This is a genomic window from Citrobacter sp. wls613 (genome assembly GCF_005281195.1).
In the GTDB taxonomy this organism is placed as follows: Bacteria; Pseudomonadota; Gammaproteobacteria; order Enterobacterales; family Enterobacteriaceae; genus Citrobacter; species Citrobacter gillenii.
The window spans coordinates 44,113-70,711 of sequence record NZ_SZXN01000080.1 but is presented as its reverse complement, the minus strand read 5'-3'; the positions used below and the strand labels follow the sequence as shown (position 1 = coordinate 70,711).

At 52.0% G+C, this 26,599-nt stretch carries 27 protein-coding genes; 18 read left to right on the top strand and 9 right to left on the bottom strand.

The genetic code is table 11. The annotated features are described in order from the left end of the window. Together pxpB and ybgI are read right to left on the bottom strand one after the other, a co-directional pair. The coding region (pxpB, locus tag FDX01_RS19265) for a 5-oxoprolinase subunit PxpB (RefSeq protein ID WP_249361023.1) at positions 1–527 on the bottom strand (527 nt) is incomplete at its 3' end. A gap of 29 nt (positions 528–556) precedes the next feature. Next, a complete protein-coding gene (gene ybgI / locus FDX01_RS19260) occupies positions 557–1,300 on the bottom strand; it encodes a radiation resistance protein YbgI (RefSeq protein WP_137362466.1) in 744 nt (247 codons plus the stop codon). Between the two features lie 288 nt (positions 1,301–1,588). On the opposite strand from ybgI, the gene dtpD reads away from it, so the two are divergent. Then, complete coding sequence (gene dtpD / locus FDX01_RS19255) at positions 1,589–3,070, top strand: dipeptide permease DtpD (RefSeq protein WP_137400302.1); 1,482 nt, start codon at positions 1,589–1,591, stop codon at positions 3,068–3,070. Between the two features lie 52 nt (positions 3,071–3,122). Here the strand turns inward: dtpD and FDX01_RS19250 are convergent, their stop codons facing one another. The 4 genes from FDX01_RS19250 to FDX01_RS19235 form a co-directional block, all read right to left on the bottom strand. Further along, positions 3,123–4,049 (bottom strand): Rpn family recombination-promoting nuclease/putative transposase, encoded by a 927-nt coding sequence (locus tag FDX01_RS19250; protein WP_137400301.1) that lies wholly within the window; start codon positions 4,047–4,049, stop codon positions 3,123–3,125. Positions 4,050–4,210: 161 nt separating this feature from the next. Beyond that, positions 4,211–5,629: a deoxyribodipyrimidine photo-lyase gene (gene phrB / locus FDX01_RS19245; protein ID WP_137400300.1), complete on the bottom strand. Its 1,419-nt coding sequence runs from the start codon at positions 5,627–5,629 to the stop codon at positions 4,211–4,213. 18 nt (positions 5,630–5,647) lie between these two features. Then, positions 5,648–6,217: a DUF1722 domain-containing protein gene (locus FDX01_RS19240; protein ID WP_137400299.1), complete on the bottom strand. Its 570-nt coding sequence runs from the start codon at positions 6,215–6,217 to the stop codon at positions 5,648–5,650. 96 nt (positions 6,218–6,313) lie between these two features. After that, the gene (locus tag FDX01_RS19235; RefSeq protein ID WP_096757857.1) at positions 6,314–6,520 is read right to left on the bottom strand and encodes a YbfA family protein; all 207 of its coding nucleotides are present in this window, start codon (positions 6,518–6,520) and stop codon (positions 6,314–6,316) included. 307 nt (positions 6,521–6,827) lie between these two features. Between FDX01_RS19235 and kdpF the strand changes: the two genes are divergently transcribed. The 6 genes from kdpF to kdpE are packed head-to-tail and all read left to right on the top strand — an operon-like array spanning position 6,828 to position 14,609. Then, positions 6,828–6,917: a K(+)-transporting ATPase subunit F gene (kdpF, locus tag FDX01_RS19230; RefSeq protein ID WP_008456132.1), complete on the top strand. Its 90-nt coding sequence runs from the start codon at positions 6,828–6,830 to the stop codon at positions 6,915–6,917. Further along, entirely contained in the window at positions 6,917–8,596 is a 1,680-nt protein-coding gene (kdpA, locus tag FDX01_RS19225; protein WP_137400298.1) for a potassium-transporting ATPase subunit KdpA, read from the top strand. Before kdpF ends, kdpA begins: the two co-directional genes overlap by 1 nt. Positions 8,597–8,616: 20 nt before the next feature. Further along, positions 8,617–10,665 (top strand): potassium-transporting ATPase subunit KdpB, encoded by a 2,049-nt coding sequence (gene kdpB, locus FDX01_RS19220; RefSeq protein ID WP_115259068.1) that lies wholly within the window; start codon positions 8,617–8,619, stop codon positions 10,663–10,665. A gap of 8 nt (positions 10,666–10,673) precedes the next feature. Beyond that, complete coding sequence (gene kdpC / locus FDX01_RS19215; protein WP_137400297.1) at positions 10,674–11,240, top strand: potassium-transporting ATPase subunit KdpC; 567 nt, start codon at positions 10,674–10,676, stop codon at positions 11,238–11,240. Between the two features lie 10 nt (positions 11,241–11,250). Continuing rightward, complete coding sequence (gene kdpD, locus FDX01_RS19210; RefSeq protein ID WP_117342240.1) at positions 11,251–13,935, top strand: two-component system sensor histidine kinase KdpD; 2,685 nt, start codon at positions 11,251–11,253, stop codon at positions 13,933–13,935. After that, entirely contained in the window at positions 13,932–14,609 is a 678-nt protein-coding gene (gene kdpE, locus FDX01_RS19205; RefSeq protein WP_115259071.1) for a two-component system response regulator KdpE, read from the top strand. The genes kdpD and kdpE overlap by 4 nt, the downstream gene beginning before the upstream one ends. A 98-nt stretch (positions 14,610–14,707) precedes the next feature. Here the strand turns inward: kdpE and pgm are convergent, their stop codons facing one another. Together pgm and seqA are read right to left on the bottom strand one after the other, a co-directional pair. Next, positions 14,708–16,348 (bottom strand): phosphoglucomutase (alpha-D-glucose-1,6-bisphosphate-dependent), encoded by a 1,641-nt coding sequence (gene pgm / locus FDX01_RS19200; RefSeq protein WP_137400296.1) that lies wholly within the window; start codon positions 16,346–16,348, stop codon positions 14,708–14,710. Between the two features lie 24 nt (positions 16,349–16,372). Next, on the bottom strand, positions 16,373–16,915 hold the full coding sequence (gene seqA / locus FDX01_RS19195; RefSeq protein WP_096757864.1) for a replication initiation negative regulator SeqA: 543 nt from the start codon (positions 16,913–16,915) through the stop codon (positions 16,373–16,375). Positions 16,916–17,110: 195 nt separating this feature from the next. Between seqA and ybfF the strand changes: the two genes are divergently transcribed. The 11 genes from ybfF to FDX01_RS19140 all read left to right on the top strand — a co-directional run bounded on the left by ybfF (position 17,111) and on the right by FDX01_RS19140 (position 26,214). Next, positions 17,111–17,884: an esterase gene (ybfF, locus tag FDX01_RS19190; protein WP_137400295.1), complete on the top strand. Its 774-nt coding sequence runs from the start codon at positions 17,111–17,113 to the stop codon at positions 17,882–17,884. Between the two features lie 128 nt (positions 17,885–18,012). Further along, complete coding sequence (gene ybfE / locus FDX01_RS19185) at positions 18,013–18,300, top strand: LexA regulated protein (protein WP_096757867.1); 288 nt, start codon at positions 18,013–18,015, stop codon at positions 18,298–18,300. 280 nt (positions 18,301–18,580) lie between these two features. Continuing rightward, entirely contained in the window at positions 18,581–19,111 is a 531-nt protein-coding gene (fldA, locus tag FDX01_RS19180) for a flavodoxin FldA (RefSeq protein WP_167456047.1), read from the top strand. Between the two features lie 210 nt (positions 19,112–19,321). Then, the gene (locus tag FDX01_RS19175; protein WP_117342237.1) at positions 19,322–19,408 is read left to right on the top strand and encodes a ryhB-regulated fur leader peptide; all 87 of its coding nucleotides are present in this window, start codon (positions 19,322–19,324) and stop codon (positions 19,406–19,408) included. After that, positions 19,401–19,853, top strand: a complete 453-nt coding sequence (gene fur, locus FDX01_RS19170) for a ferric iron uptake transcriptional regulator (RefSeq protein WP_117342236.1) — start codon at positions 19,401–19,403, stop codon at positions 19,851–19,853. Before FDX01_RS19175 ends, fur begins: the two co-directional genes overlap by 8 nt. Positions 19,854–20,129: 276 nt before the next feature. After that, positions 20,130–22,856, top strand: a complete 2,727-nt coding sequence (locus tag FDX01_RS19165) for a sigma 54-interacting transcriptional regulator (protein WP_137400294.1) — start codon at positions 20,130–20,132, stop codon at positions 22,854–22,856. 149 nt (positions 22,857–23,005) lie between these two features. Continuing rightward, positions 23,006–23,428: a PTS sugar transporter gene (locus FDX01_RS19160; protein ID WP_137400293.1), complete on the top strand. Its 423-nt coding sequence runs from the start codon at positions 23,006–23,008 to the stop codon at positions 23,426–23,428. Positions 23,429–23,442: 14 nt separating this feature from the next. Next, on the top strand, positions 23,443–24,174 hold the full coding sequence (locus FDX01_RS19155; protein ID WP_197970841.1) for a BtpA/SgcQ family protein: 732 nt from the start codon (positions 23,443–23,445) through the stop codon (positions 24,172–24,174). Next, on the top strand, positions 24,167–24,640 hold the full coding sequence (locus FDX01_RS19150; protein ID WP_115259083.1) for a PTS sugar transporter subunit IIB: 474 nt from the start codon (positions 24,167–24,169) through the stop codon (positions 24,638–24,640). The genes FDX01_RS19155 and FDX01_RS19150 overlap by 8 nt, the downstream gene beginning before the upstream one ends. Before the next feature lie 10 nt (positions 24,641–24,650). Next, entirely contained in the window at positions 24,651–25,412 is a 762-nt protein-coding gene (locus tag FDX01_RS19145; protein ID WP_115259084.1) for a PTS sugar transporter subunit IIC, read from the top strand. Further along, a complete protein-coding gene (locus tag FDX01_RS19140) occupies positions 25,396–26,214 on the top strand; it encodes a PTS system mannose/fructose/sorbose family transporter subunit IID (protein ID WP_115259085.1) in 819 nt (272 codons plus the stop codon). The genes FDX01_RS19145 and FDX01_RS19140 overlap by 17 nt, the downstream gene beginning before the upstream one ends. 49 nt (positions 26,215–26,263) lie before the next feature. On the opposite strand, the gene chiQ is transcribed toward FDX01_RS19140, so the two are convergent. Beyond that, positions 26,264–26,596, bottom strand: coding sequence for a ChiQ/YbfN family lipoprotein (gene chiQ, locus FDX01_RS19135; protein ID WP_115259086.1), 333 nt, complete (start codon positions 26,594–26,596; stop codon positions 26,264–26,266). Between the last annotated feature and the right edge of the window lie 3 nt (positions 26,597–26,599).

Below are 26,599 nucleotides of genomic sequence, written 5' to 3'. Positions count from 1 at the left end.
GCGAGCGGATAGATACCGGTTTGTGAGCCGCCGATACCGACCGAACCTGCTGGAACAATCAGACGCGGTTCCGCACGTCGTGGAGTATGCAGTTGTTCCGGTAAGCTCCCGAGATAGGGGAACCCTGGCTGAAAGCCTAAAAACCAGACCACATAGTCAACAGATGCATGCAATTCAACGGCCTGCTTTTCGCTTAATCCACTGTGTTGTGCGACATCGGCCAGATCCGGTCCCTGCTTTCCGCCGTAGGTCACCGGAATTTCAATAAAACGCGACTCCGGCTCCAGTGCTTCACTCTCCTCCCACCAGCGTTGCAGACGTTCAATGGCATCCAGCGCCAGGGTTTGCGGATTACGCAGCGTCACCGTGATATTGTTCATACCCGGGATCACTTCAAGCACATTCGGGGCATCAACCAGGCGCTGAGCCAAACCCCAAATACGTTTCTGGGTCGCCAGCGTAATGGGGGGTTCCAGTTCCAGAACCACCGCAGTTTCACCTAACAGATAACAACGCGCTCGCTGCACTTTCGTCCCTCTTTTTACAACCTGATTCATTAGGCGGGGTTAGGAATATCGATAAACGATACATCCAGCTCGGTATTTTCATTCAGCCATTCACTTAACGCCCGGATACCGCCGCGTTCGGTGGCATGGTGTCCAGCGGCATAGAAATGCAGCCTCTGCTCACGGGCTGAGTGAATAGTTTGCTCTGAGACTTCGCCGGTAATAAATGCATCAACACCAAAACGGGCCGCGCTATCAATGAAGCTCTGCCCTCCCCCGGTGCACCAGGCAACGCGCTGAATTTTTTCCGGCCCGCTATCGCCACACCACAATGGTTTACGCCCTAAACGCGCCTCAATCCACGAGGCAAATTCTAGCCCCGGCACCGGCATGGCAAGTTCACCCCACGGTACCAACGGCTCGATTTCACCCATCACGGTAATGCCCAACAGCGCCGCCAGCTGTGCGTTGTTACCCAGCTCCGGGTGAGCATCCAACGGCAAGTGCCAGCCATACAGGTTGATGTCATTTTCCAGCAGCGTTTTCAGACGATGGCGCTTCATGCCACGAATTACCGGCGATTCGCCTTTCCAGAAGTAACCGTGATGAACGATGACCGCATCAGCGCCCAGGCGCACAGCCTCATCCAGCAATGCCTGGCTTGCGGTCACGCCGGTCACGATTTTATGCACCGTCTCTTTGCCCTCAACCTGCAAACCATTCGGCGCATAGTCGCTAATCGCGGCACTGTTCAGTTTGTCGTTGATCAGTTGTTCCAGCTCGGTGTTTTTCATCATCGCCCTCGTTGTCATAATTTCTGCCTGTCCAATCAGCAATACTGCTTATGTAAAATAGCGTCCCCGCCTCCATTCGTCGATAACCATTTCACTGACACATCAAGAAACACTCACTCGCCGTTTGAACGTAAATTGCTTACCACTACGTGATTTTATTCATGTATATTTATGCAATCAGACAGCATATTGCAAAAATAATCAGATCTGTATCAAAGTTATAACTTCAAGGAAACACGCTCACGCAGTACGTTCATCCTGGCGTGAGGCATTTACTTCGAGAATAGAATGAATAAACACGCATCTCAGCCACGCGCAATTTATTACGTCGTCGCGCTGCAAATTTGGGAATACTTCAGTTTTTACGGCATGCGCGCCCTGCTGATCCTGTATCTCACCAACCAACTCAAGTACAACGATACTCATGCGTATGCGTTGTTCAGCGCTTACTGTTCGCTGGTGTATGTCACGCCTATTCTTGGCGGATACCTGGCGGATAAGGTCCTTGGTAACCGTATGGCGGTGATGATTGGCGCATTGTTAATGGCGGTTGGGCACCTGGTACTGGGTGCCAGTGAAATAGCGCCAGCGTTCCTATATTTATCTTTGGCGATCATTGTCTGCGGCTACGGTCTGTTTAAATCCAACATTAGCTGCCTGCTGGGTGAGCTGTATCACAACGACGATCCGCGCCGCGACGGCGGGTTCTCACTGCTCTACGCCGCCGGAAATATCGGTTCGATTATCGCCCCCATTGCCTGTGGCTATGTGCAGGAAGAATACAGCTGGGCGATGGGCTTCGCGCTGGCCGCAATTGGTATGCTGGCAGGACTGGTAATTTTCTTGTGCGGCAACCGGCATTTCACCCATACAACCGGCGTCAACAAAACGGTCCTGTGTGCCAGAACGTTTGTTCTGCCAAACTGGGCCTGGCTGTTAGTGCTGCTGGTCGCCGCACCGCTGCTAATTACCGTTCTGTTCTGGAAAGAGTGGTCCGTATATGCGCTAATCGTCGCCACCGTCATTGGTCTGGTCGTTCTGGCTAAAATTTACCGTCAGGCACAAACGCAAAAGCAGCGCAAAGAACTGGGGCTTATCGTCACGCTAACGTTCTTCAGTCTGTTATTCTGGGCCTTTGCACAGCAAGGCGGCAGCTCCATCAGCCTGTATATCGACCGCTTTGTGAATCGCGATATTCTGGGATATTCCATTCCTACCGCCATGTTCCAGTCGGTTAACGCCTTTGCCGTGATGCTGTGCGGCATCGTGCTGGCCTGGGTAGTCAAAGAAAGCGTCAGTGGTAATCGTACCGTGCGCATCTGGGGAAAATTTGCCCTCGGCCTAGGGTTGATGAGCGCCGGATTCTGTATTCTGACCTTAAGCGCCCGCTGGTCCGCCGCTTACGGCCACTCCTCGATGCCGCTGATGGTGTTGGGGCTGGCGGTAATGGGATTTGCCGAACTGTTTATCGACCCGGTCGCCATGTCGCAGATTACGCGCATTGAGATCCCTGGCGTCACCGGCGTGTTAACCGGAATCTATATGCTGCTGTCCGGCGCTATTGCCAACTATCTGGCGGGGGTGATTGCCGACCAGACGTCACAAGGCGCGTTTGATGCCTCCGGGGCCATCAACTATTCCATCAACGCGTATATTGACGTCTTTAGCGAAATTACCTGGGGTGCGTTGGCCTGCGTGGCGCTGGTGCTGCTGATTTGGCTGTACCAGTCACTTAAATTTAAAAAACGCGCGCTGGCGCTAGAGTCCTGAGTTAACAGGCCCGATGATGTCATATGAGTCGGGCCTGTTTTTTATCAGACGGTTACGCATTATTCGCTGCCAAATCCTCTTCAGCCAAACCGGTAATCAGTAATACCATTTCGCGATCTATTCCTTGTGCCAGCATGGTTAGCGCAATACGCAACGCGGCTTCTTGCTTACCTTGCTGTAGTCCTTGTTGCAGCCCTTGTTGCAGTCCTTCCTGTACTCCATCTAACCGTAACCGCTCCGCAATAGTCATCAGCCTCTCCTTGTGTTGGGGGATCCGTTGCGTCATCTCTTGCATAAATTCAGTGAAACGAGATTCATCGCCGGATTGCAGAATGTAATTAAACATCGCCTGTAGCTGCGTGTCATTAGTGCAACCTGTTAGTAGCAGTGTGCTCAGTTGCTCTACCAGCCCCATCAAATCCCGCTGACGGATATGCTTTTGCATCAGTTCCAGCAACGCCATTCGCCTGTGAGCCATGATGTCGTCATCTGGCACAACCGTTATATCCACCAGCGGAAATGCGCTGGCATAAAGTTGCTTTGCCGCCACGGGATCGGCGAACGCATCCAACCAGCACAGTGAATACGGGTACGGGCTTCGACAGCCATGATAAAACAGCATCGGAATAACCAGCGGTAATTCCTTGTGCCCGGCGTCCAGATGGCGCTGCATAGCTGCCATCGCATAACGCAGCAGACGAAAGGCCATATGCGGATCGGCTGAACTCTGATGCTCTATAACAACATAAACATAACCATCGCCTTCGCGTGTGTGTAAAGACCAGAGCACATCGGAGTAGCAGGAACGTAAATCAGCGTCGATAAAGCTCTCTGACTCCAGTTTCAGCGTGGATAAATCGCAAAGCGTCCGCAGAGAAGCCGGAAGGTGAATGTCGAGGAAATCGCGCGCTGTTTCGGGATGGCGTAAAAATGTTTTGAATACCGCATCATGCGGTGTGGACGTCGCTGGCGTTGTCATCGTGTTCCGTCACCTGAAAGAAGATGACGGGACTTTACTGCCCGAGCGTGACGCGCGCATCCAGGCATTCACAGCCTTGCGTACACGCTCCAATTCTAAATGCGCCCGGCAGCAACGCATTCATGCTACCGGATGGTAGTACGCAGAAATAAACCGTACGCTCACCCCTTGCGTGCCGCCTCGTAGGCCGCCAGCGTCGCTAGCCTGGCCTGTTTATGATCTACAATCGGACGGGGATAATCGAGGGTAACCTGCGCTTTTTCTGCCCACGTCCACGGGTCGTGGATTGCTTTACCAGGTACCTCGTGCAACTCGGGAACCCACCGGCGGATAAACTCACCGTCGCGGTCGAATTTCTCCCCCTGAGTTGTAGGGTTAAAAATGCGAAAATACGGTGCAGCATCGGTTCCGGTAGACGCAGCCCACTGCCAGCCACCATTATTGGCCGCCAGGTCGCCGTCGATCAGTTGCGACATGAAGTACTGCTCCCCTTTACGCCAGTCAATCAGCAGATCTTTTACCAGGAAGCTGGCGGTGATCATGCGTAAACGGTTATGCATCCAGCCGGTAGCGTTAAGCTGGCGCATCGCGGCATCAACAATGGGGTATCCCGTATTTCCCGTCTGCCACGCCTGAAGATGCGCCGCGTTGTTCTGCCATTGCACGCGGTCAGTCCAGCGAATAAACGGTTGATACCGACACAGCGCCGGATACCAGGTCATTAAATGTCGGTAAAATTCACGCCAGATAAGTTCATTTAGCCATACGCTCCCGGCACCGCCCTCTAGCGCCTTCGGCTGTTCGGCTAACAGACGGTTCAGGCATTGACGCGGCGACAACCCGCCCGTGGCCAGACTCGCAGACAAGCGACTGGTGCCTTCAATGGCCGGGTAATCACGCTGTTGTTCATAGTCACTCGCGGCCTGCTGACAAAACTGGCGTAACTGCGCGATAGCCCGTTTTTCTTGTGCCGGGAAAAGTGCTGCATCAAAATCCTGCTGCGGATAATTCAGCGTGAGTGGCGTTAACGGCGCGGTGAGCGCCCCACTATCCCGCACCATTGGCGCGCTAACACATTCCGGAATGCCGTCTTTAATTCGCTTCAGCCAGGCATTTTTAAACGGCGTAAAGACTTTATACATTTCATGATTGCCGGTCATAACCGCGCCCGGGGGTAAGATCACACTGTCGTCAAAGCCTTCGCACACGACGTCAGGCAACTGCTTCTCGACCCTTGCATCACGCTGCCGTTCGTTGATTTCATACTGATAGTTATAAAACAGTCGGCTGACGTCATGCTGTGCGCAAACACGTTTTACTGTCTCCACGCTGGCAGCAAAATCGGCAACTTCATGAAACAGCAGCGGGATCCCTTTTTCTGCCAACGCCGCATGTAGCGCATTCAACTGCACGCTGATAAACGCCGCCTGACGCGCAGACATATCATGCGCCGCCCATTGTTCTGGGGTGGCGATATATAGCGCCAGCACCCGGGCTGAACGATCCCGACACGCCGCCGCAAGAGCAAGATTGTCATGCAGGCGCAAATCACGCCGAAACCAGACCAGATGCGTGGTCATAAAACTCCCGCAGATAAATTAATTTTTGCCGCGCAAATCCAGAATTGCCGGCCAGAGTTCAAAATAACGTTGCCCGGACAGCCAGGTGTTCGGGTGCTCGGCCATATAGTGTTTGATGAGCATTAACGGTGCAAGCAGTGGCTGCGCTTCACGTCGATAGCTATCGATTATCGAGGTCAGTTCCTGACGTTGATGCAGATCGAGTTGATTGCGGAAATAACCCTGAACGTGCATCAGGACATTGGTGTGATTACGTCGGGTTGCATTATTGAACAGCAAATGCGTCAGTCGTAAGCGGTACTCATTAAAAAACGCCTCAAGACTTTGCCATTCGTGGATGGCCGCAACGAAGGGGCCAAGTTCACGATACTCTGGCTGGGAATGCGCCAGCAGGATCAGTTTGTAGCGGGTGTGATAGTCAATCAACGCTCCGCGCGTTAGCCCCCGCTGGTGAAGCTTATACAGTTCATGCAATGCATAAATACGTACCAGGGTACTGTCGTCAAACGGGCAGGCTTCTCTGGCAGAACAACCAACCGCAGGTGCCGTAACACAGGTGTGGATACCCACAGGAATTCTCTTGCTCATCACGACTCCTTATCCGTTATTCGGGTAAGTGTAGACGTCCGTGCATAAAAAAACCGCCACATTGCTGTTGGCGGTTTTTTTAGCAATTACGATGACTTAATAGAAATCGCAGGTCGCTTTTTCAGCCTGATCCATCCACACCGGTTTATCACTGGTTTTCGACCAGACGCGGTGCAGGTAGCTGTAAAAACGGGCACGGTCTTTCCAGAACAGCATGACCGGCAGCGCCAGCACGCCCGCCACGACGGCGAAAGTACGGCGTAATAAGACAATGTGCGCTGGATATTCTTTATACAAGTCCATAATCCTCTCCCCTATATCTGTTCGGTGAATAGCACCGGAAAATAAATTTGGTTAACTGATGAAAATAATACCGCCTTGTGTGTAATTTTGCTACTCATCCGACCACTTATTTTTATCTATTGATGCTCCGTTTAGCCTGAAACTGTAATTAGGTTACATAAAAGTTAAATTAATACTAATCATTAGTTAAATAACGGTCTTTGCCATTTTTATACTTTTTTTACACCCCACCCGCCAATTTTTGCGAAATCTTTGCAACCAAAAACCTACGCTCTGGTTATCACATTGATGTCACAGGAGGTGCACCGTGAGTGCAGGCGTGATAACTGGCATTGTGCTGGTTTTTTTATTACTCGGTTATCTGGTGTATGCCCTGATTAAGGCGGAGGCGTTCTGATGGCGGCACAAGGATTTTTACTCATCGCCAGTTTCTTACTGGTGTTATTTGTCATCGCCAGACCGCTGGGTGCCGTGCTGGCACGACTCATCACCAACATCCCCCTTCCGGGCGTAACCGGTGTTGAGCGTATTCTCTGGCGCGGGTTAGGCGTTTCACAACATGAGATGAACTGGAAACAGTACCTGCTGGCGATCCTGATGCTCAATATCCTGGGTCTGCTGGTGCTGTTTTCCCTGCTGATGGCGCAAAACTTGTTACCACTGAATCCTCAGCAGCTACCGGGGCTGTCATGGCATCTTGCGCTGAATACCGCCGTGAGCTTTGTCACCAATACCAACTGGCAGTCTTACAGTGGCGAAACCACCTTAAGCTACTTTAGTCAGATGGCTGGCTTAACCGTGCAGAACTTCCTGTCTGCGGCGACCGGTATTGCGGTGATTTTTGCCCTAATCCGCGCCTTTACGCGCCAGAGTATGAATACCCTGGGCAATGCGTGGGTGGATCTGGTGCGCATTACGCTGTGGATCCTGCTCCCTCTTTCTCTGCTTATTGCCCTGTTCTTTATTCAGCAAGGCGCACTGCAAAACCTGCTGCCCTATCAGTCATTCACCACCCTTGAAGGCGTCAAGCAGCTGTTACCAATGGGACCGGTTGCCTCGCAGGAGGCCATTAAAATGCTCGGTACCAACGGCGGCGGCTTCTTTAATGCTAACTCATCGCATCCGTTTGAAAACCCAACCGCCTTGACCAATATGGTGCAGATGTTGGCTGTCTTTTGCATTCCTGCCGCCCTGTGCTTTGCCTTTGGCGATGTCGTGGGCGATCGCCGTCAGGGACGCACCTTACTGTGGGCCATGTCGCTGATTTTTGTCATCTGCGTGGCGATTGTGATGTGGGCGGAAGTTCAAGGAAACCCACATCTGCTGGCATTTGGCGCAGACAGCAGTCTCAATATGGAAGGGAAAGAGAGCCGCTTTGGCGTACTGGTCAGCAGTCTGTTCGCGGTCGTCACAACGGCGGCCTCCTGTGGGGCGGTCATCGCGATGCACGACTCCTTCACCGCACTGGGCGGGATGGTACCGATGTGGTTGATGCAGATTGGCGAAGTGGTGTTCGGCGGCGTGGGCTCCGGTTTGTACGGCATGCTGCTGTTCGTCCTGCTGGCGGTGTTTATTGCCGGACTGATGATCGGGCGCACGCCGGAATATCTGGGTAAGAAAATCGACGTGCGGGAAATGAAAATGACCGCGCTGGCGATTCTGGTGACGCCTGCGCTGGTGCTGCTCGGTACAGCGATAGCCATGATGAGCGACGCCGGACGCAGCGCCATGCTCAACCCCGGCCCGCATGGTTTCAGCGAAGTACTGTACGCCGTGTCATCTGCCGCCAACAACAACGGCAGCGCCTTTGCCGGGTTAAGCGCTAACAGCCCCTTCTGGAACTGCCTGCTGGCGTTGTGCATGTTCTTCGGCCGCTTTGGGGTCATTATTCCAGTGATGGCAATTGCCGGTTCGCTGGTGGCTAAAAAGATCCAACCGGCAAGCCAGGGGACGCTCCCCACTCACGGCCCACTGTTTGTCGGGTTGTTGATCGGTACAGTGTTACTGGTTGGCGCCCTTACCTTTATTCCTGCACTGGCGCTTGGCCCGGTCGCAGAATACCTCTCTTTACGTTGAGCGATACGGAGCACATTGTTATGAGTCGCAAACAACTGGCACTGTTCGAACCGTCTCTGGTCGCACACGCGCTGATGGACGCAGTCAAAAAGTTAAGCCCACATACTCAGTGGCGCAACCCGGTGATGTTTATCGTCTGGCTGGGCAGCCTGCTGACAACCTTGTTAACCGTTGCAATGGCAACCGGGCACATGACAGGCAATCCCCTGTTTACCGGTGCGATAAGCCTCTGGCTGTGGGTCACCGTCCTTTTTGCCAATTTTGCCGAAGCGCTGGCGGAAGGACGCAGTAAAGCTCAGGCCAACAGCCTGAAAGGCGTTAAGAAGACGGCGTTTGCCCGCAAATTGCGTGAACCGAAATACGGTGCAGAAATGGATCATGTTCCCGCAGAGGAACTACGCAAAGGCGATATCGTGCTGGTGGAAGCAGGCGATATTATTCCCTGCGACGGCGAGGTCATTGAAGGTGGCGCATCGGTGGACGAAAGCGCCATTACCGGGGAATCTGCGCCGGTTATCCGTGAGTCCGGCGGTGATTTTGCTTCCGTAACCGGCGGGACCCGCATTCTTTCCGACTGGCTGGTTATCGAATGCAGCGTGAACCCTGGTGAAACCTTCCTCGACCGGATGATCGCCATGGTTGAAGGCGCCCAGCGGCGTAAGACGCCCAACGAAATCGCGCTGACAATCCTGCTGATAGCCCTGACCATCGTCTTTTTACTGGCAACCGCCACCCTGTGGCCGTTCTCTGCCTGGGGCGGCAGTGCAGTTAGCGTCACGGTGCTGGTTGCCCTGCTGGTGTGCCTGATCCCGACAACTATTGGTGGGCTACTCTCGGCGATTGGCGTGGCCGGTATGAGCCGAATGCTCGGCGCGAACGTGATCGCCACCAGCGGGCGGGCGGTCGAAGCAGCAGGTGACGTCGACGTACTGTTGCTGGATAAAACCGGCACCATTACGCTGGGTAACCGTCAGGCATCAGATTTTATTCCCGCCCACGGTGTCGACGAAAAAACGCTGGCCGACGCGGCACAGCTTTCATCACTGGCGGATGAAACGCCGGAAGGTCGCAGCATCGTGATTCTGGCAAAACAGCGCTTTAATCTGCGCATACGCGATGTGCAATCGCTGCACGCCACGTTTGTGCCGTTCACCGCGCAAAGCCGGATGAGCGGCATTAACATCGACAACCGCATGATCCGTAAAGGCTCGGTCGACGCCATTCGTCGTCACGTTGAGGCCAACGGCGGACACTTCCCTGCAGATGTCGAACAGAAAGTGGAAAACGTTGCCCGTCTTGGCGCGACGCCGCTGGTGGTTGTCGAAGGTTCGCGCGTTCTGGGCGTCATTGCCCTGAAAGATATCGTCAAAGGCGGGATCAAAGAACGGTTTGCCCAGCTACGCAAAATGGGTATCAAAACGGTGATGATTACCGGCGATAACCGTCTGACTGCCGCCGCGATTGCAGCGGAGGCCGGGGTGGACGACTTTTTAGCCGAAGCCACACCGGAAGCTAAGCTGGCGCTGATTCGTCAGTACCAGGCGGAAGGCCGTCTGGTGGCAATGACCGGTGACGGCACGAACGACGCCCCCGCACTGGCGCAGGCAGACGTTGCGGTCGCCATGAACTCCGGGACCCAGGCGGCTAAAGAAGCGGGCAACATGGTGGACCTTGATTCTAACCCCACCAAGCTTATCGAAGTGGTCCACATTGGCAAACAGATGCTGATGACGCGCGGTTCACTGACCACCTTCAGTATTGCCAACGACGTCGCCAAATATTTTGCCATTATTCCGGCGGCGTTTGCCGCCACCTATCCGCAGCTCAACGCGCTTAACGTGATGCGTCTGCATTCGCCGGATTCGGCAATCCTCAGCGCGGTTATCTTCAATGCGCTGGTGATTGTCTTTCTGATCCCACTGGCACTGAAAGGGGTGAGCTACAAACCGTTGTCCGCCTCCGCCATGTTACGCCGCAATCTGTGGATTTACGGCCTCGGCGGCCTGGTCGTGCCATTTATCGGCATTAAAGTGATTGATTTACTGCTGACCCTGCTGGGTCTGGTGTGAGGTTTCAGATGAGTGGATTACGTCCTGCATTATCAACATTATTTTTCCTGATGCTTATTACCGGCGGGATCTACCCGCTGTTGACCACCGCACTGGGGCAGTGGTGGTTTCCCCATCAGGCCAACGGGTCGCTCATCCGCGAAGGTCAGACGATCCGCGGTTCTGAACGCATCGGGCAACACTTTACCGCCGCCGGATATTTTCAGGGACGCCCGTCAGCAACGGCGGAAATACCCTATAATCCAATGGGTTCGGGTGGAAGTAATCTGGCCGCCAGCAACCCGGAGCTGGATAAGCAACTACAAAGCCGGATCGCTGCGCTGCGTGCCGCCAACCCGCAGGCCAGCCCTGTCGTTCCTGTGGAGTTAGTAACCGCATCCGCCAGCGGGCTGGATAATAACCTGACGCCAGAGGCCGTTGCCAGGCAGATTCCACGCGTGGCACATGCGCGCAACCTCAGCGTTGAAGAGGTTACGCAGTTGGTTGCACAATACACGCAAAAGCCGCTGGTCAGTTTTATCGGTCAACCGGTGGTGAACCTGGTGGAACTTAATTTAGCGCTGGATAAGCACTGAGACAAAGGACATGCATAGCGAACCCTTACGCCCCGATCCGGACCGTTTACTGGAACAAACGACCGCCCCGCATCGTGGAAAACTGAAAATTTTCTTCGGTGCCTGTGCCGGCGTGGGTAAAACCTGGGCCATGCTGGCAGAGGCCCAGCGGCTGCGGGCGCAAGGCCTGGATGTGTTGATCGGTGTGGTGGAAACCCACGGACGCAAAGAGACCGCCGCGCTGCTGGACGGTCTCGCCGTACTGCCGTTAAAACGTCAGACTCACCGCGGGCGACGCATCAGCGAGTTCGATCTTGATGCGGCCCTCGCCCGCCGCCCGGCGCTGATATTAATGGACGAACTGGCGCACAGTAATGCGCCAGGCTCGCGCCATCCCCGCCGCTGGCAGGACATTGAAGAGCTGCTGGAAGCGGGCATTGATGTCTTTACTACCGTTAACGTGCAGCATCTGGAAAGCCTGAACGACGTGGTCAGCGGCGTGACCGGTATTCAGGTGCGTGAAACCGTCCCCGATCCCTTTTTCGATGCTGCCGATGATGTGGTGCTGGTCGATCTGCCGCCTGACGACTTACGCCAGCGCCTCAACGAAGGCAAGGTCTACATCGCCGGTCAGGCGGAACGGGCAATCGAACATTTCTTTCGCAAAGGTAATTTAATCGCCCTGCGCGAACTGGCCCTACGCCGTACCGCCGATCGAGTAGACGATCAAATGCGCGCCTGGCGAGGACGACCGGGAGAGGAAAAAGTCTGGCACACCCGCGACGCTATTTTGCTGTGTATTGGACACAATACCGGCAGTGAAAAGCTGGTACGCGCCGCCGCACGTCTGGCTGCTCGCCTTGGCAGCGTGTGGCACGCGGTGTATGTCGAAACCCCGGCGCTGCATCAGCTCCCGGAAAAACAGCGCCGTGCGATCTTAAGCGCGCTACGGCTGGCACAGGAACTGGGTGCGGAAACCGCCACCCTTTCCGATCCCGCCGAAGACAAGGCGGTGATTCGCTACGCCCGGGAGCATAACCTGGGAAAAATTGTGCTGGGACGGCCAACCACGCGCCGCTGGTGGCGCAGCGATTCCTTTGCCGACAAGCTGGCTCATCGTGCACCAGATCTCGATCTGATGATTGTCGCGTTGGACGAGCCTCCACCACGCGCGGCAGCCCAAACCATGGATACCCGCACCTTTAAGGATAAATGGCGGGTACAAATTCAGGGCTGTGTGGTGGCCGCCGCGCTGTGCGCCATCACCACGCTGATTGCCATGCAATGGCTGGTTACCTTTGATGCCGCCAATCTGGTGATGCTCTATCTGTTAGGCGTGGTGGTTATCGCCCTGTTTTATGGTCGTTGGCCCTCGGTAGTGGCGACCATGATCAACGTCGCCAGCTTCGATCTGTTCTTTATTGCACCACGCGGGACGCTTGCCGTCTCAGACGTCCAGTATCTGCTCACTTTTGCGGTCATGTTAACGGTTGGTCTGGTTATTGGGAATCTGACCGCAGGCGTGCGCTATCAGGCGCGGGTCGCGCGTTATCGGGAGCAGCGAACGCGTCATCTGTATGAGATGTCCAAAGCGCTGGCCGTGGGACGTAGCCAGAAAGATATCGCCACCACCAGCGAACAGTTTATCGCCTCCACCTTTCAGGCCCGCAGCCAGGTGTTATTGCCGGATGAGCACGGAAAGCTGGCACCGCTGACAGAGCAGCAGGGCATGACGCCGTGGGATGACGCCATTGCCCAATGGAGTTTTGATAAAGGACAACCGGCAGGTGCCGGCACCGATACCCTGCCCGGCGTGCCGTATCAAATCTTGCCGCTGAAAAGCGCTGACAAAACGCACGGGCTGCTGGTAGTGGAGCCGGGAAACCTGCGTCAGTTGATGATCCCGGAACAGCAGCGTCTGCTGGAAACCTTTACCCTGCTGGTTGCCAGTGCGCTCGAACGCCTGACGCTGACCGCCAGCGAAGAACTGGCGCGATTGGCCAGCGAACGAGAGAGCATCCGCAATGCCCTGCTGGCGGCCCTCTCCCATGATTTACGCACACCACTCACGGTGCTGTTCGGTCAGGCGGAGATTTTAACGCTGGATCTCGCCAGCGAAGGTTCTCCCCACGCCCGCCAGGCCAGCGAAATTCGCCAGCACGTGCTCAATACCACCCGGCTGGTCAATAATTTGCTGGATATGGCGCGGATCCAATCTGGCGGCTTTAATCTTAAGAAGGAGTGGTTAACGCTGGAAGAAGTAGTAGGTAGCGCCCTGCAAATGCTGGAACCTGGCTTAGCCGCGCCGATTAATCTGTCGCTTCCGGCGCCGTTGACGCTGATTCACGTTGACGGTCCACTGTTTGAACGGGTGCTGATTAACCTGCTGGAAAACGCCATTAAGTACGCAGGTCCACAGGCGCAAATCGGCATTGATGCGCAGGTAGAAGGTGAGCATCTGTTTCTGGATGTATGGGATAATGGCCCCGGCATTCCAGCGGGCCAGGAGCACGCTATTTTCGACAAGTTCTCCCGGGGAAACAAAGAATCCTCTGTACCGGGCGTAGGGCTGGGACTGGCTATTTGTCAGGCGATTGTGAACGTACACGGCGGGACGATTACCGCCCACAATCGACCGCAGGGTGGCGCATGCTTCCGTGTTACACTCCCGCAGGAAACGCCCCCTGAACTTGAAGATTTTCATGAGGATATGTGACAAACGTACTGATTGTTGAAGATGAACAGGCCATTCGCCGCTTTCTGCGCACCGCGCTGGAAGCCGATGGCCTGCGCGTTTACGAAGCAGAAACGCTGCAACGTGGCCTGCTGGAAGCGGCCACGCGAAAACCCGATCTCATCATTCTCGATCTCGGCCTGCCGGACGGTGACGGCATCGATTTTATTCGCGACCTGCGACAATGGAGTGCCATCCCGGTGATTGTGCTTTCTGCCCGCAGTGAGGAGAGCGACAAAATCGCCGCGCTGGACGCCGGTGCCGATGATTATCTCAGCAAACCGTTTGGTATTGGCGAGCTGCAGGCGCGTTTACGCGTGGCCTTACGCCGCCACGCAACCGGGCAAACGCCCGAACCGGTGGTTCAATTCTCAAACATTAAAGTGGATATTGCCGCGCGGCTGGTACACCGTGGTGAAGAGGAAATACATCTGACGCCGATTGAGTTTCGCCTGCTTGCGGTCCTGCTGAACAACGCGGGTAAAGTGCTCACCCAACGCCAGTTGTTAAACCAGGTATGGGGACCCAATGCCGTCGAGCACAGCCACTACCTGCGAATCTATATGGGGCACTTGCGCCAGAAGCTCGAGCTGGACCCGGCCCGTCCACGTCACTTTATTACCGAAACCGGGATTGGTTATCGGTTTATGCCGTGAACAGATGCTGAATAAAAAAGCCGGATCAGCATATAAGCTATCCGGCTTTTATAATTCATGCCGGATGGCGACGCGAGCATCGTCATCCGGTCTACGCCTTATGCGTTTTTCAGCACTTCGCTGACAATCTCAACCGCTTCTTTCTCAATCTGCTGGCGATGCTCAGCGCCGAGGAAGCTTTCACAGTAAATCTTGTAGGCGTCCTCGGTGCCGGACGGGCGTGCGGCAAACCAGCCGTTGTCGGTCATCACCTTCAGACCGCCAATGGAGGCACCGTTACCTGGTGCAGCGGTCAGACGTGCAGTGATCGGGTCACCGGCAAGCGTACTGGCGCTAACCATTTCCGGAGACAGTTTAGACAGCGCTGCTTTCTGCGCAGACGTCGCGGGAGCCTGTAAACGGTTGTAGCTTGGCGCACCAAAGCGCGCGGCCAGTTCATTATAGTGTTCCTGCGGATTTTTACCGGTAACCGCGGTAATTTCCGCCGCCAGCAGGCACATGATGATCCCGTCTTTGTCCGTCGACCATGGCGTACCGTCGAAACGCAGGAATGACGCGCCCGCGCTCTCTTCACCGCCAAAGCCAAAGCTGCCGTCAAACAGACCGTCAACGAACCATTTAAAGCCAACCGGCACTTCCACCAGCTTGCGACCCAGGTCATTCACCACGCGGTCAATCATCGCGGAGGACACCAGCGTTTTACCGACAGCAACCTCTTTGCCCCACTGCGGACGATGCTGGAACAGGTAGTTGATTGCCACCGCCAGATAATGGTTCGGGTTCATCAACCCAGCCGGGGTAACAATGCCGTGACGGTCGTAGTCCGGATCGTTGGCAAACGCCAGATCGAACTTATCACGCAGCGCCAACAGACCCGCCATGGCACACTCAGAGGAGCAGTCCATACGGATGGCGCCATCTTTGTCGAGATGCATAAAGCGGAAGGTCTGATCAACCTGATCGTTAACGATGGTCAGATTCAGTTTGTAGTGCTCAGCAATACGCTTCCAGTATTCGATACCGGAGCCACCCAGCGGATCAACACCCAGCGTCAGGCCCGCTTTCTGGATCGCGGCCATATCGACGATGTCTGCCAATCCTTCAACGAACGGTTGCACCAGATCCTGTTCTTTCACGTGACCCGACGCCAGCGCCGCATCCAGTGAAATACGTTTCACGCCGTTAAGGCCATCGGCCAGTAGTGCATTGGCCCTGTCTTCCACCACTTTAGTGACGTTAGTATCTGCCGGACCACCGTTTGGCGGGTTGTATTTAATCCCGCCATCTTCCGGCGGGTTATGGGACGGTGTGATCACAATACCGTCAGCCAACGGGCCGCCTTTTTTGTTGTGGACCAGGATAGCGTTAGACACGGCGGGCGTTGGCGTATAGCCGTTATTTTCCTGCACGGTGACATCAACACCGTTTGCCGCCAGCACTTCCAGTACAGAGATAAATGCCGGTTCAGACAGCGCGTGAGTGTCCTTGCCCACATAACAAGGGCCAGTAATTCCGTTTTTCGCACGTTCTTCAGCAATCGCTTGAGCGATAGCCAGAATATGCGGTTCGTTAAAACTGTGACGACCTGCACTGCCGCGATGCCCGGACGTACCGAACTTAACGGCGTGCTCTGCATTCCCTGCTTCTGGTTTCAGTACATAGTACTGTGCCGTCAGTTGGGCGACGTTAATCAAATCACTCTGTTGTGCAGGTTGACCTGCACGATTGTGGATTGCCATTGCCTGGTCCTTCTAATGCAAGGATTAAATTGTTCCGCAAACCTTTTCAATCAATTCCGCAGGGAATTGCATTGACTGCATGATGTGTTCAACCATGCTGCATTTACGGCCGGTATTCGTGTTGGTGATCACCCAATACGGCGTGCCTGGCACGTGTTTCGGCTTGGTTTGATTACCATTTTTCAGCAGCGTCTGTTCATCCGCTGCAAAATAGACGCGCGTGCGACCATGCAACGATTCTGTTGCCTCGGCAAACGCGTGTTGATCCAGTGAATAGAGTGTAGACAGCACCAGCATAAAGCGATTCACTGCTTTTTTCTGTTCCGCATATTCATCGGAAAGCAGCAGTTCACGCATGGCGCGCACTTTGTCTTTTACAGGGTTAACCGGCTTGGCTTCCACGACAGGTTGCACGGCGCGGACGTCTTTCACCACCGGCGTGGCAGGCTGTGATGCAGCGGAAAACTTCAACATACGCCGTAAAATGTCGGATGCGCTCTCGCCGATATGCTTGGTATGGCTGGCAATATAGCTATAGAGTTCATCATCAACTTCAATCGTTTTCATCTTAATCCAGTGCGGTGTTTAGCTGAATACAAGTTGTTGGGACTGTACACGCGTAGTGTAAAGGCAAATCCCAACAGCGGATAGCGTCAAGCCCGATGGCCGGAAAAACTCGGAGTAACCGTAGTTGTTGCAGCCGTGTGGCAGAATGGTCAACATGATACCCTAACCCGCTAGCGTGAAAAAAAGAACTTTGCCATGAAATTGAATATCCGAGCGCAATCTGCACAAAACCTGCACAATAATTCTCCCATCGTCCTGGTGCACGGGCTGTTTGGCAGCCTGGACAATCTGGGCATACTGGCCCGCTCTCTGGTTGTCGATCACAATATCGTCCAGGTTGATATGCGAAATCATGGCCTCTCACCCCGTTCTCCGGAGATGAACTACCCGGCGATGGCGCAAGATCTGCTGGATACGTTGGATGCCCAACAGATAGAAAAAGCCACCTTTATTGGCCATTCAATGGGGGGCAAAGCCGTGATGGCGCTAACCGCCCTGGCACCGGAACGTATCGATAAGCTGGTGGCTATCGATATTGCCCCGGTTGATTACCAGGTCCGCCGTCACGATGAGATATTTGCGGCGATTAATGCGGTGACGGATGCAGAAGCCGCGTCGCGCCAGCAGGCGGCTAGCGTGATGCGCCAACATCTTAAAGAAGAAGGCGTGATCCAGTTTCTGCTGAAATCATTTATAGACGGTGAATGGCGCTTTAACGTCCCGGTATTGTGGGATCAGTATCCGCATATTGTCGGCTGGGAAACCATTCCGGCCTGGGATCACCCGGCGCTGTTCATCCCTGGGGGGAACTCACCGTACGTTACTGAAGCGTATCGTGCCCCATTGCTGGCGCAATTTCCCCAGGCACGGGCACATGTTATTGCCGGCGCGGGCCATTGGGTGCATGCAGAAAAACCCGAAGCCGTGCTGCGCGCCATCCGTCGTTATCTGACAGAACAGGCTAACTGATTAAAAACTCAGCGTCCGCGCGCGATTACGTGCGTGGGCGTTGGCTCGCCTCCCCTGCTGATGTATGATGGCGCGCTATCCATCCGGGCAGACGCCTGGCTGATTGTTTCCCCGAAGTCACCAAGATCATGGCCAAAGAACAAACGGACCGTACGACATTAGATCTGTTCGCGCAGGAGCGTCGCCCGGGACGACCCAAAACCAATCCGCTTTCGCGTGATGAACAGTTACGTATTAACAAACGTAATCAGCTTAAACGCGACAAAGTTCGTGGGCTTAAGCGTGTCGAACTGAAACTGAACGCCGACGCCGTTGACGCGCTGAATGAGCTGGCTGATGCGCGTAATATGAGCCGCAGTGAACTCATTGAAGAGATGCTGATGATCCAACTCGCCACATTGCGTGGTCAGGCATAGTCTGAAATTCTGCTCTATACCCTAAATAATTCGAGTTGCATCAAGGCGGCGACGCAGCGAATCTCCAGGAGTGTACATAAGTACGTGACTGGGGTGAGCGAGGAAAGCCAACGCACATGCAGCTTGAAGTATGACGGGTATAAATCATAAATCGTGTAGCACAGAGTGCAGTCCAGCGTGTTTGCTGTTTCCGCATGCCTGACTGTTCTGCTATGATTGCCCTTATCCGTGGGCAATGCGCCACCACCATTTCAATAAGTTTCAAGAGGTTATTTTACTCATGGCAATCACTGGCATCTTTTTCGGCAGCGACACCGGTAATACCGAAAACATCGCAAAAATGATTCAAAAACAGCTTGGTAAAGACGTTGCCGATGTACATGACATTGCAAAAAGCAGCAAAGAAGACCTGGAAGGGTATGACATTCTGCTGCTCGGCATCCCGACCTGGTACTACGGTGAAGCGCAGTGTGACTGGGACGACTTCTTCCCGACCCTCGAAGACATTGATTTTAACGGTAAACTGGTTGCTTTGTTTGGCTGTGGCGATCAGGAAGATTACGCAGAATATTTCTGCGATGCGTTAGGCACGATTCGCGACATCATCGAACCGCGCGGCGCAACCATCGTCGGTCACTGGCCAACGGCGGGTTACCACTTTGAAGCATCCAAAGGTTTGGCTGACGACGACCACTTTGTCGGCCTGGCTATCGATGAAGATCGCCAGCCTGAACTGACCGCAGAACGCGTTGAAAAATGGGTTAAGCAGATTTCAGCGGAACTGCATCTCGACGAGATTATTAACGCCTAATTTCGTGCGGCGCAGATCTTCATCTGTGCCGCATCAATAGATAAAACCAATCAAAATAATTGCTACAAATTTGTAACTTTCTCGCCTGACCCTGTACAATGGCTGGATGCCAATCGGGTATTGCACAGTGTGTTTGTTGGCGATACCACGTTTTGATTAACAATATTTGCCAGAGGCTTGCAGTTTTCATTTAGGCGTGGCAGTTCTATAATGATACGCATTATCTCAAGTGCATTTTCTGTCACTTCTTTTAATGAAGTGAACCGTTTAGCTACAGGACAGATTCCGCATGACTGACAACAATACCGCATTAAAGAAGGCTGGCCTGAAAGTAACGCTTCCTCGTTTAAAAATTCTGGAAGTTCTTCAGGGACCGGATAACCATCACGTCAGTGCGGAAGACTTATACAAACGCCTGATCGATATGGGTGAAGAGATTGGTCTGGCGACCGTGTATCGCGTACTGAACCAGTTTGATGATGCCGGTATCGTGACCCGACATAATTTCGAAGGGGGCAAATCCGTCTTCGAACTGACTCAACAGCATCATCACGATCACCTGATTTGCCTCGACTGTGGCAAAGTGGTCGAATTCAGCGATGACTCTATCGAAGCGCGCCAGCGTGAGATTGCCACTAAACATGGTATTCGTTTAACGAATCATAGCCTCTATCTTTACGGCCACTGCGCTGAAGGCGATTGCCGCGAAGATGAGCATGCGCACGACGGTGTTGCAAAATAAGTTTTGAATCACGTCAGTCCCCCGCTCAACGTTGAGCCGGGGATTAACGTATCAGTAAAATTTAAGTACGAAATAGTCACAATCACCGCCAACCATCCGCCGACTATCCGCAAAATGTGATAACCTCCCCCGCGGCTAAATCAAAATAACACGCGTAGAAAACGTGATGACTCAAAAACTCCAAATGAGCCATGATGTCCCACAACATTTTATTTTTGTTACTTTTATATGCGCACCAGACGTTAGAACCCGCATGGAACAGTTAAGAGGCTCACGGTGTTAAAAGAAGAGATCTTTGCATTTTTGGCAGAAGAGACCCGTCATTTTTCTTTTGACTCGCTGGACGACTTTCATACGGCCCAAACGATGGCAGAACACTTCAATGTGAAGCGTAATACCATCAGCCACTATCTGAATCAGCTCATTGACGATAATCTGGTCATAAAACTAAATACCCGGCCCGTCTATTTTCTGCACAAAGCCGTTTTTGAAGAACAGTTTTTTCGTGTCAGTCAGTCCGTCTTCTCTGGCGCCGCTGAGCTAAAAAAGCATCAATATAAACAACAAGACACGTTTGCCGGATTGATCGGTTCCCAGGGAAGTTTAGTCCCCGTTATAGAAAAATTGAATACCGCGATCTGTTATCCCCCTCACGGTCTATCAGTAATGCTGTATGGCCCGACCGGCAGCGGTAAGAGCATGCTGGCACAATTATCCTGGCAGCGAGCTGTGGAGAAGAAAATCCTGCCCCCCACCGCGCCATTTATTGCGTTCAATTGTGCTCAATATGCCAACAACCCTGAATTGCTTTCGAGTCACCTCTTTGGCTATATCAAAGGTGCATTTACAGGGGCAGATAAAACCAGCGAAGGACTTCTGCAAAAAGCCGATGGAGGGGTGCTATTTCTGGATGAGATCCACCGCTTACATCCGGAGGGTCAGGAAAAGTTATTCACCTTTATGGATACCGGGCGTTTTCGTCGCATGGGGGAAAGCGAAAAAGAAATCAGCGCTCAGGTCAGACTGGTTTTCGCCACAACCGTCTCGCCCAAAGAGTATTTTCTGGAAACGTTTATACGTCGTATCCCGCTGAATATAGCCATTCCTTCGTTGGAACAGCGCGGTGAAGCGGAAAAAATCCAGTTTATTTATGCCTTTTTCCTGCATGAGTCGAAACTGCTCAAGCGAAATATCAAACTGTCCCCACAGGTGCTGAACGTCTTAAAACGACACATCTACAGCGGAAATATCGGTGAATTAAAAAATACCATCACCTGCCTGAGTGCCACGCGTTTTGCAAAGTCTCAAGCAGATCAGTGCCTCTCTTTACACTTAGACGATCTACCAGACAGCTTTATGCCGCATGGTGTGCAAATTAATCACCAGGTTGTAGGAACCGCTGTCGAATTTACCCCTTCGATGACGCTACAGCAATTGGTTCTCCCTGTAGTACCGTTGAACCATTTTATTAGTGAATTCTGGGATAAGATCTTCAGCCTGTTTCAGCAAAATAGCGAAAATGTACTGCTCCCAGAAGTCTCTCGTGAAATCGATACGCTGTTCGATAAGATCATATTTAACCCAACAGCACAAAACGATCACCCGGCCATTTATTCACATCTCAATACTATCCAGGATATTGTTCAGCAGATAGAAAGCAAACATTCGGTCCAATTTAACGGTAATCGACTGTACGGCTTAGCATGGTATTTATTCACTAAAAATAAGCAGGGTAATGACGGCATCCTGGCGCATAAAAAAACGCTCAAAAATTTACATCAGTATATTAGCCAACATTTGGCAGAAGAGAACCTGATTGCGAGTATGTTATCAACACAGATCGCCCAGCGATTTGATCTCAAGATTACCCAGGAAGATGACGTTTTCTTCACGCTATATTTGAAAAGTATGAAGATGGTGGCCGTTGCACCACGAACCAAAGCGGTCATTCTGGCACATGGCTATGCAACGGCCAGCAGTATTGCCAATGTCGTGAACCGCATGTTGGGTGAAACCCTTTTTGCCTCCTTCGATATGCCTATCGACACGGCCATCAAAGATATCGCCAGTAATATACTGCAGTACATTAATGATAATGATATGTCCAATGGGCTGGTCATTCTGGTAGATATGGGGTCGTTAACGGATATTTACTCTGAGTTCAATAAAAGCATCCATTTCCCTGTCGCCATTATTAATAATGTCTCCACGGCAATGGCGCTACACGTCGGTGAGTTATTATTAGATAACGCTCCGCTGGAAAGCATTGTTGAGAACGTCACCTCTTACCAAAAGAATGACAGTAAAATCATCTATTCAGAGCAGGTCAAACGTCCAGTAATCATTACCAGCTGCTATACCGGAATGGGTACTGCGCAGCGAATACAGACATTGCTGGAAGACAGTATTCCGAAAGAAGCAGGGGTGGATGTTATCGCCTATGACCACCAGCTACTGCTTTCAGAGTCCTCCCGCCAGTCACTGTCTCAGTTCTATGACATTATTGCTGTTGTCGGAACAGCTAATCCGGATATCCCCTTTATTCCCTATATTTCATTGGATGACCTGATCAGCGGCCGGGGTGATGTTCGCCTGGAAACGGTTTTCCAGGGCATTGCTGATACCGATATGATTCAGACCATCAACGACAGATTGGTACATAACTTTTCGCTCAAGCGGGTCATCGCTCAGTTGACGATTCTGGATACCGGAAAAATCCTTGAGCACCTTGATATCTGTATCAGTACTCTCGAAAGATTACTCAAAAAACGCTTAGCCAATGAGACGAAGATTAACCTGTATGTCCATGCCAGCTGCATGCTGGAACGTTTGATTCGTCAGATTCCTCTTGAGAACTACCCGGCACAGCAGACGCTTAGTCAAAGTGATAAAGAAACACTGTGCATGATTCAGGATGCCTTTAGTGTCATAGAAGATACCTATAGTGTCACCATTCCGTTCAGCGAAATCGGCTATATTTACGATATTATAAAACCAAATTAATCCTTTAAAATCATACTAATGGATTAACCCTCCCCTCTCACCTCCTTCCGTTTTGACATTAGCTGGCATGATTCCTGCTATCTCAATTCAGTCTCATCATTTATGGCGACGCCTGTAGTGTCGTCACTCATTGTGGAGCATGGAGCGGTATGCGTAAGTTTTTGTTCGCCAGTCATGGCAGATTTGCTGATGGAATCAGGGATTCACTGGAAATGGTCGTGGGTAAAAATGAAGATATTTCCACGCTGTGTGCCTACACCGAGGATGTGCCTGATATCAAACTCAGCGTACAAAAATTCATGAGCACGTTGGGCAGCCAAGATGAAGCCATTGTGATCACCGATATCTCTAAGGGAAGCGTGACTAACGAGTTTATTACTCATCTTGACGATCCGCGCCTGCATTTAATCACCGGACTCAATTTACCGTTACTGATTGCATTGATTCTGGAAAACCCCGATACCGACGACACCCAAGCGCTAATTAGAACCGCCGTTCTGGAATCCAAAGAAACCATCCAGTACTGCAATGATGTGTTATTCAACAGCCCCCCAAAATCAGATGATTTTTAATGCCAGGAGCGAACATGAAAAATAAAGTTGAAACGTTATTTGGTGACAATAAATTCATTCTTGCCATGCTGCATTTGAAAGGTGAAAACGACCGTGATGTCCTCGAAAATGCAAAAAAAGAGATCGCTATCTATCAACAAAATGGCGTAGATGCGGTGATTGTTGAAAACTATTTTGGCACCCCTGCACAAGTTGAAAGCGTGCTGCATTACCTCGACAGCACTCAACCGGGTATTACCTACGGCGTCAATCTGTTAGACGATGATAAGAAAGGGTTTGAGTTAGCCAAAAAATATCACGCCAGCTTTATCCAGTTAGATTCTGTTGCCGGACATTTGCCTGTCGATGAAGACCTCTCATTTGCCCAATTTATTGAGGAAAATCGTCGCAATGCTTCTTTTGCCGTATTCGGTGGTGTACGTTTCAAGTATCAACCCTACAAATCTGGACGCAGCTTGCAGGAAGACCTGACGCTAGGGATGCAACGCTGTGACGCCATTGTCGTCACCGGTGATGCCACCGGACAGGAAACAGATGAAGATAAAATCCGCGAATTCAGGGCCATCATTGGTGACTTTCCATTAATTATTGGTGCCGGGATCACCCTCGACAATTGTCAGCATCAGTTGACCATGGGTTCAGGTGCAGTGGTAGGAAGTTATTTCAAAGATACCTATAAAGACACCGGCGATGTCTGTGCCGAACACGTTTCACAGCTAATGCAAAAGGTTAAACAAAATGATTAAATTATTACGTGTAGACCATCGCTTATTACATGGCCAAGTAGCTTTTGCCTGGACTGCGGCGCTGCAGGCCGATTGCATTCTTATTGCCAATGATGACATCATCAATGATGAGTTAAAAATGACGGCCATGCGCCTGGCGCGACCGAATAACGTTAAATTGGTTATTAAAAATATTGCAGATTCGATCAAAGCCTTACAAAGCGGCGCGACAGAAAAATATAACCTCTTTATTGTTGTTGCATCGATTAATGATGCACACGCGTTGGCAATGGAATACGAAAAAATTGTCAGTATCAATCTGGGTGGGATTAAATCTGCACCGGGCACGCGTCAAATATCAAAAGCCATATTTATTACCGACCACGACGTTACACAATTAAAAGAACTGGATAACAAAGGTGTCGAACTTGAGATCAGGCAAGTACCGAACGATACCCGACTGAAAGCTATCGCCTTACTGGGATGAGGTAGTGGATATGAGCTTACTAATGCAATCCTTTTTATTGGGTGGTTTATCCTGTGTCGGTTACCTGGACTCCATCTTCGGTACCGCCATGCTCCGACGTCCGATCGTAATGGGGCCGTTGGTGGGGCTAATTATGGGCGATCTCACCAATGGCATCATTATTGGTTCGGCCATTGAACTTGTGCTGTTAGGCGCATTCCAGATTGGCGCATCTAATCCCCCTGATGTGACGTCTGGCGGTATTTTAGGCACCGCCTTTGCCATTGCCTCTGGGCAAAACGTGGCCACTGCCGTAGCTCTTGCGGTACCTATTGCTACGTTGGTATTGGTATTACAAAACGCCGTGTATATCTTTGTCTTGCCGATATTTTGCCGTCGCGCAGACAAACATGCGTTAAATGCCAATATCAGCGGCGTGGTCCGCATGCATATTTACTCTACCCTCGCCTGTTCCGTGCCGTTTGCGATTCTGGTTGGTTTTGCTTTTTATGTTGGGACGCCGGTGGTTAATGCCATTCTCGAATCGATCCCCAAAGATATTATGACGGGAATGACTATCGCCACGGGCATCTTACCGGCGCTCGGTTTTGCCATGCTGGCGAGAATGATCATCAACAAAAAAGTATTCCCCTATTTCTTCTTTGGTTTTCTACTAGCGGCATATTTAAAACTACCGCTGGTCGGGATCGCCCTGTTTGGCCTGTTCCTCGCAATCGTACTCGTTAATAACGAAGCAAAAAAACAAGAGGTCATCGATGACAACGAATTCTGATGTCAAAATTACCAAACGCGATCTCTGGAGCGTCTATTTCCGCTCATTGACCATGGAATCGTCGTGGAACTATGAGCGTATGATGCATATGGGTTATACCTTTTCGATGGTGCCCATTATCCGTAAAACGTGTAAAACCGACCAGGAAATCTCCGACGCGCTGGTCCGGCATTTGGAGTTTTTTAATACCACGCCTCACTTGTCGACGCTGCCGCTGGGGATTACGTCAGCCATGGAAGAGCGCCGGATGCTCGACGATGACTTCGACGCCAGCTCAATCAACGCCGTGAAGGCATCGCTGATGGGTCCATTAGCGGGTATTGGTGATTCATTCTTCTGGGGAACGCTGCGTATTATCGCCGCGGGGTTGGGGATTTCATTAGCATCATCCGGCAATATTCTGGGACCGCTACTGTTCCTGCTGGTGTTTAACATTCCCCACTACTTTATCCGCTACTTCTGTTTGATGGGCGGTTACCGACTGGGTGCTGATTTCTTCAAAAAAATGGAGGAGTCGGGAATGATGCAGAAAATCACCTACGGTGCGGCAATATTGGGGCTGATGGTCATAGGAGGAATGACCGCCACCATGGTCTCATTGAACGTTCCCTTTGTGATTGGCGAAGGTGCTTATGCCGTGCCGTTACAAAAGATTTTAAACGATATTATGCCGTGTCTGTTACCGATGGGGGCATTTGGCGTAATGTATTATCTGTTAGGGAAGAACATCCAAATTTCCCGCATTCTTATTGGCATCGTTGTCGTATCAATACTGGGTGCCTATTTGAATATTCTGGGTTAACAAAAACAGCAACGGGCGGAGACTATCCGCCCGTTTTTTACCTGTCATTTTACTGCGCTGTGTTCTTGCTGCGGATTTCCCGCCATACCTTGTCGCAATCAGCCGAAACGGCCTGATCGTTGCCCGTACGCGTCGCCTGGATACACTGCTGATAATCCAGTACGCGAACACTTTCTTCATTGGCAAACTGCTGGTGCTGCTTTTCTTTCTTCAGCACGTTTAACACGCTTTGGCAGGCCTCGATTTTCTCTGGCGATCCCTGTGCGGTGTTGATGCAGGCGCTGTAGGCTTCTTTCAAACGGCTGTCTTCTTTTGGCGCCGGAGATTGTGCGCAGGCCACCAGCCCAGATGCCATGACGGCGATGAGTATCAGTTTTTTCATAGA

Bases quoted from the DNA above. Each gene is read 5' to 3' on its own strand.
- ybgI (WP_137362466.1), bottom strand. From the start codon at position 1,300: ATGAAAAACACCGAGCTGGAACAACTGATCAACGACAAACTGAACAGT.
- dtpD (WP_137400302.1), top strand. From the start codon at position 1,589: ATGAATAAACACGCATCTCAGCCACGCGCAATTTATTACGTCGTCGCG.
- FDX01_RS19250 (WP_137400301.1), bottom strand. From the start codon at position 4,049: ATGACAACGCCAGCGACGTCCACACCGCATGATGCGGTATTCAAAACA.
- phrB (WP_137400300.1), bottom strand. From the start codon at position 5,629: ATGACCACGCATCTGGTCTGGTTTCGGCGTGATTTGCGCCTGCATGAC.
- FDX01_RS19240 (WP_137400299.1), bottom strand. From the start codon at position 6,217: ATGAGCAAGAGAATTCCTGTGGGTATCCACACCTGTGTTACGGCACCT.
- FDX01_RS19235 (WP_096757857.1), bottom strand. From the start codon at position 6,520: ATGGACTTGTATAAAGAATATCCAGCGCACATTGTCTTATTACGCCGT.
- kdpA (WP_137400298.1), top strand. From the start codon at position 6,917: ATGGCGGCACAAGGATTTTTACTCATCGCCAGTTTCTTACTGGTGTTA.
- kdpB (WP_115259068.1), top strand. From the start codon at position 8,617: ATGAGTCGCAAACAACTGGCACTGTTCGAACCGTCTCTGGTCGCACAC.
- kdpC (WP_137400297.1), top strand. From the start codon at position 10,674: ATGAGTGGATTACGTCCTGCATTATCAACATTATTTTTCCTGATGCTT.
- kdpD (WP_117342240.1), top strand. From the start codon at position 11,251: ATGCATAGCGAACCCTTACGCCCCGATCCGGACCGTTTACTGGAACAA.
- pgm (WP_137400296.1), bottom strand. From the start codon at position 16,348: ATGGCAATCCACAATCGTGCAGGTCAACCTGCACAACAGAGTGATTTG.
- seqA (WP_096757864.1), bottom strand. From the start codon at position 16,915: ATGAAAACGATTGAAGTTGATGATGAACTCTATAGCTATATTGCCAGC.
- ybfF (WP_137400295.1), top strand. From the start codon at position 17,111: ATGAAATTGAATATCCGAGCGCAATCTGCACAAAACCTGCACAATAAT.
- ybfE (WP_096757867.1), top strand. From the start codon at position 18,013: ATGGCCAAAGAACAAACGGACCGTACGACATTAGATCTGTTCGCGCAG.
- fldA (WP_167456047.1), top strand. From the start codon at position 18,581: ATGGCAATCACTGGCATCTTTTTCGGCAGCGACACCGGTAATACCGAA.
- FDX01_RS19175 (WP_117342237.1), top strand. From the start codon at position 19,322: ATGATACGCATTATCTCAAGTGCATTTTCTGTCACTTCTTTTAATGAA.
- fur (WP_117342236.1), top strand. From the start codon at position 19,401: ATGACTGACAACAATACCGCATTAAAGAAGGCTGGCCTGAAAGTAACG.
- FDX01_RS19160 (WP_137400293.1), top strand. From the start codon at position 23,006: ATGCGTAAGTTTTTGTTCGCCAGTCATGGCAGATTTGCTGATGGAATC.
- FDX01_RS19155 (WP_197970841.1), top strand. From the start codon at position 23,443: ATGAAAAATAAAGTTGAAACGTTATTTGGTGACAATAAATTCATTCTT.
- FDX01_RS19150 (WP_115259083.1), top strand. From the start codon at position 24,167: ATGATTAAATTATTACGTGTAGACCATCGCTTATTACATGGCCAAGTA.
- FDX01_RS19145 (WP_115259084.1), top strand. From the start codon at position 24,651: ATGAGCTTACTAATGCAATCCTTTTTATTGGGTGGTTTATCCTGTGTC.
- FDX01_RS19140 (WP_115259085.1), top strand. From the start codon at position 25,396: ATGACAACGAATTCTGATGTCAAAATTACCAAACGCGATCTCTGGAGC.
- chiQ (WP_115259086.1), bottom strand. From the start codon at position 26,596: ATGAAAAAACTGATACTCATCGCCGTCATGGCATCTGGGCTGGTGGCC.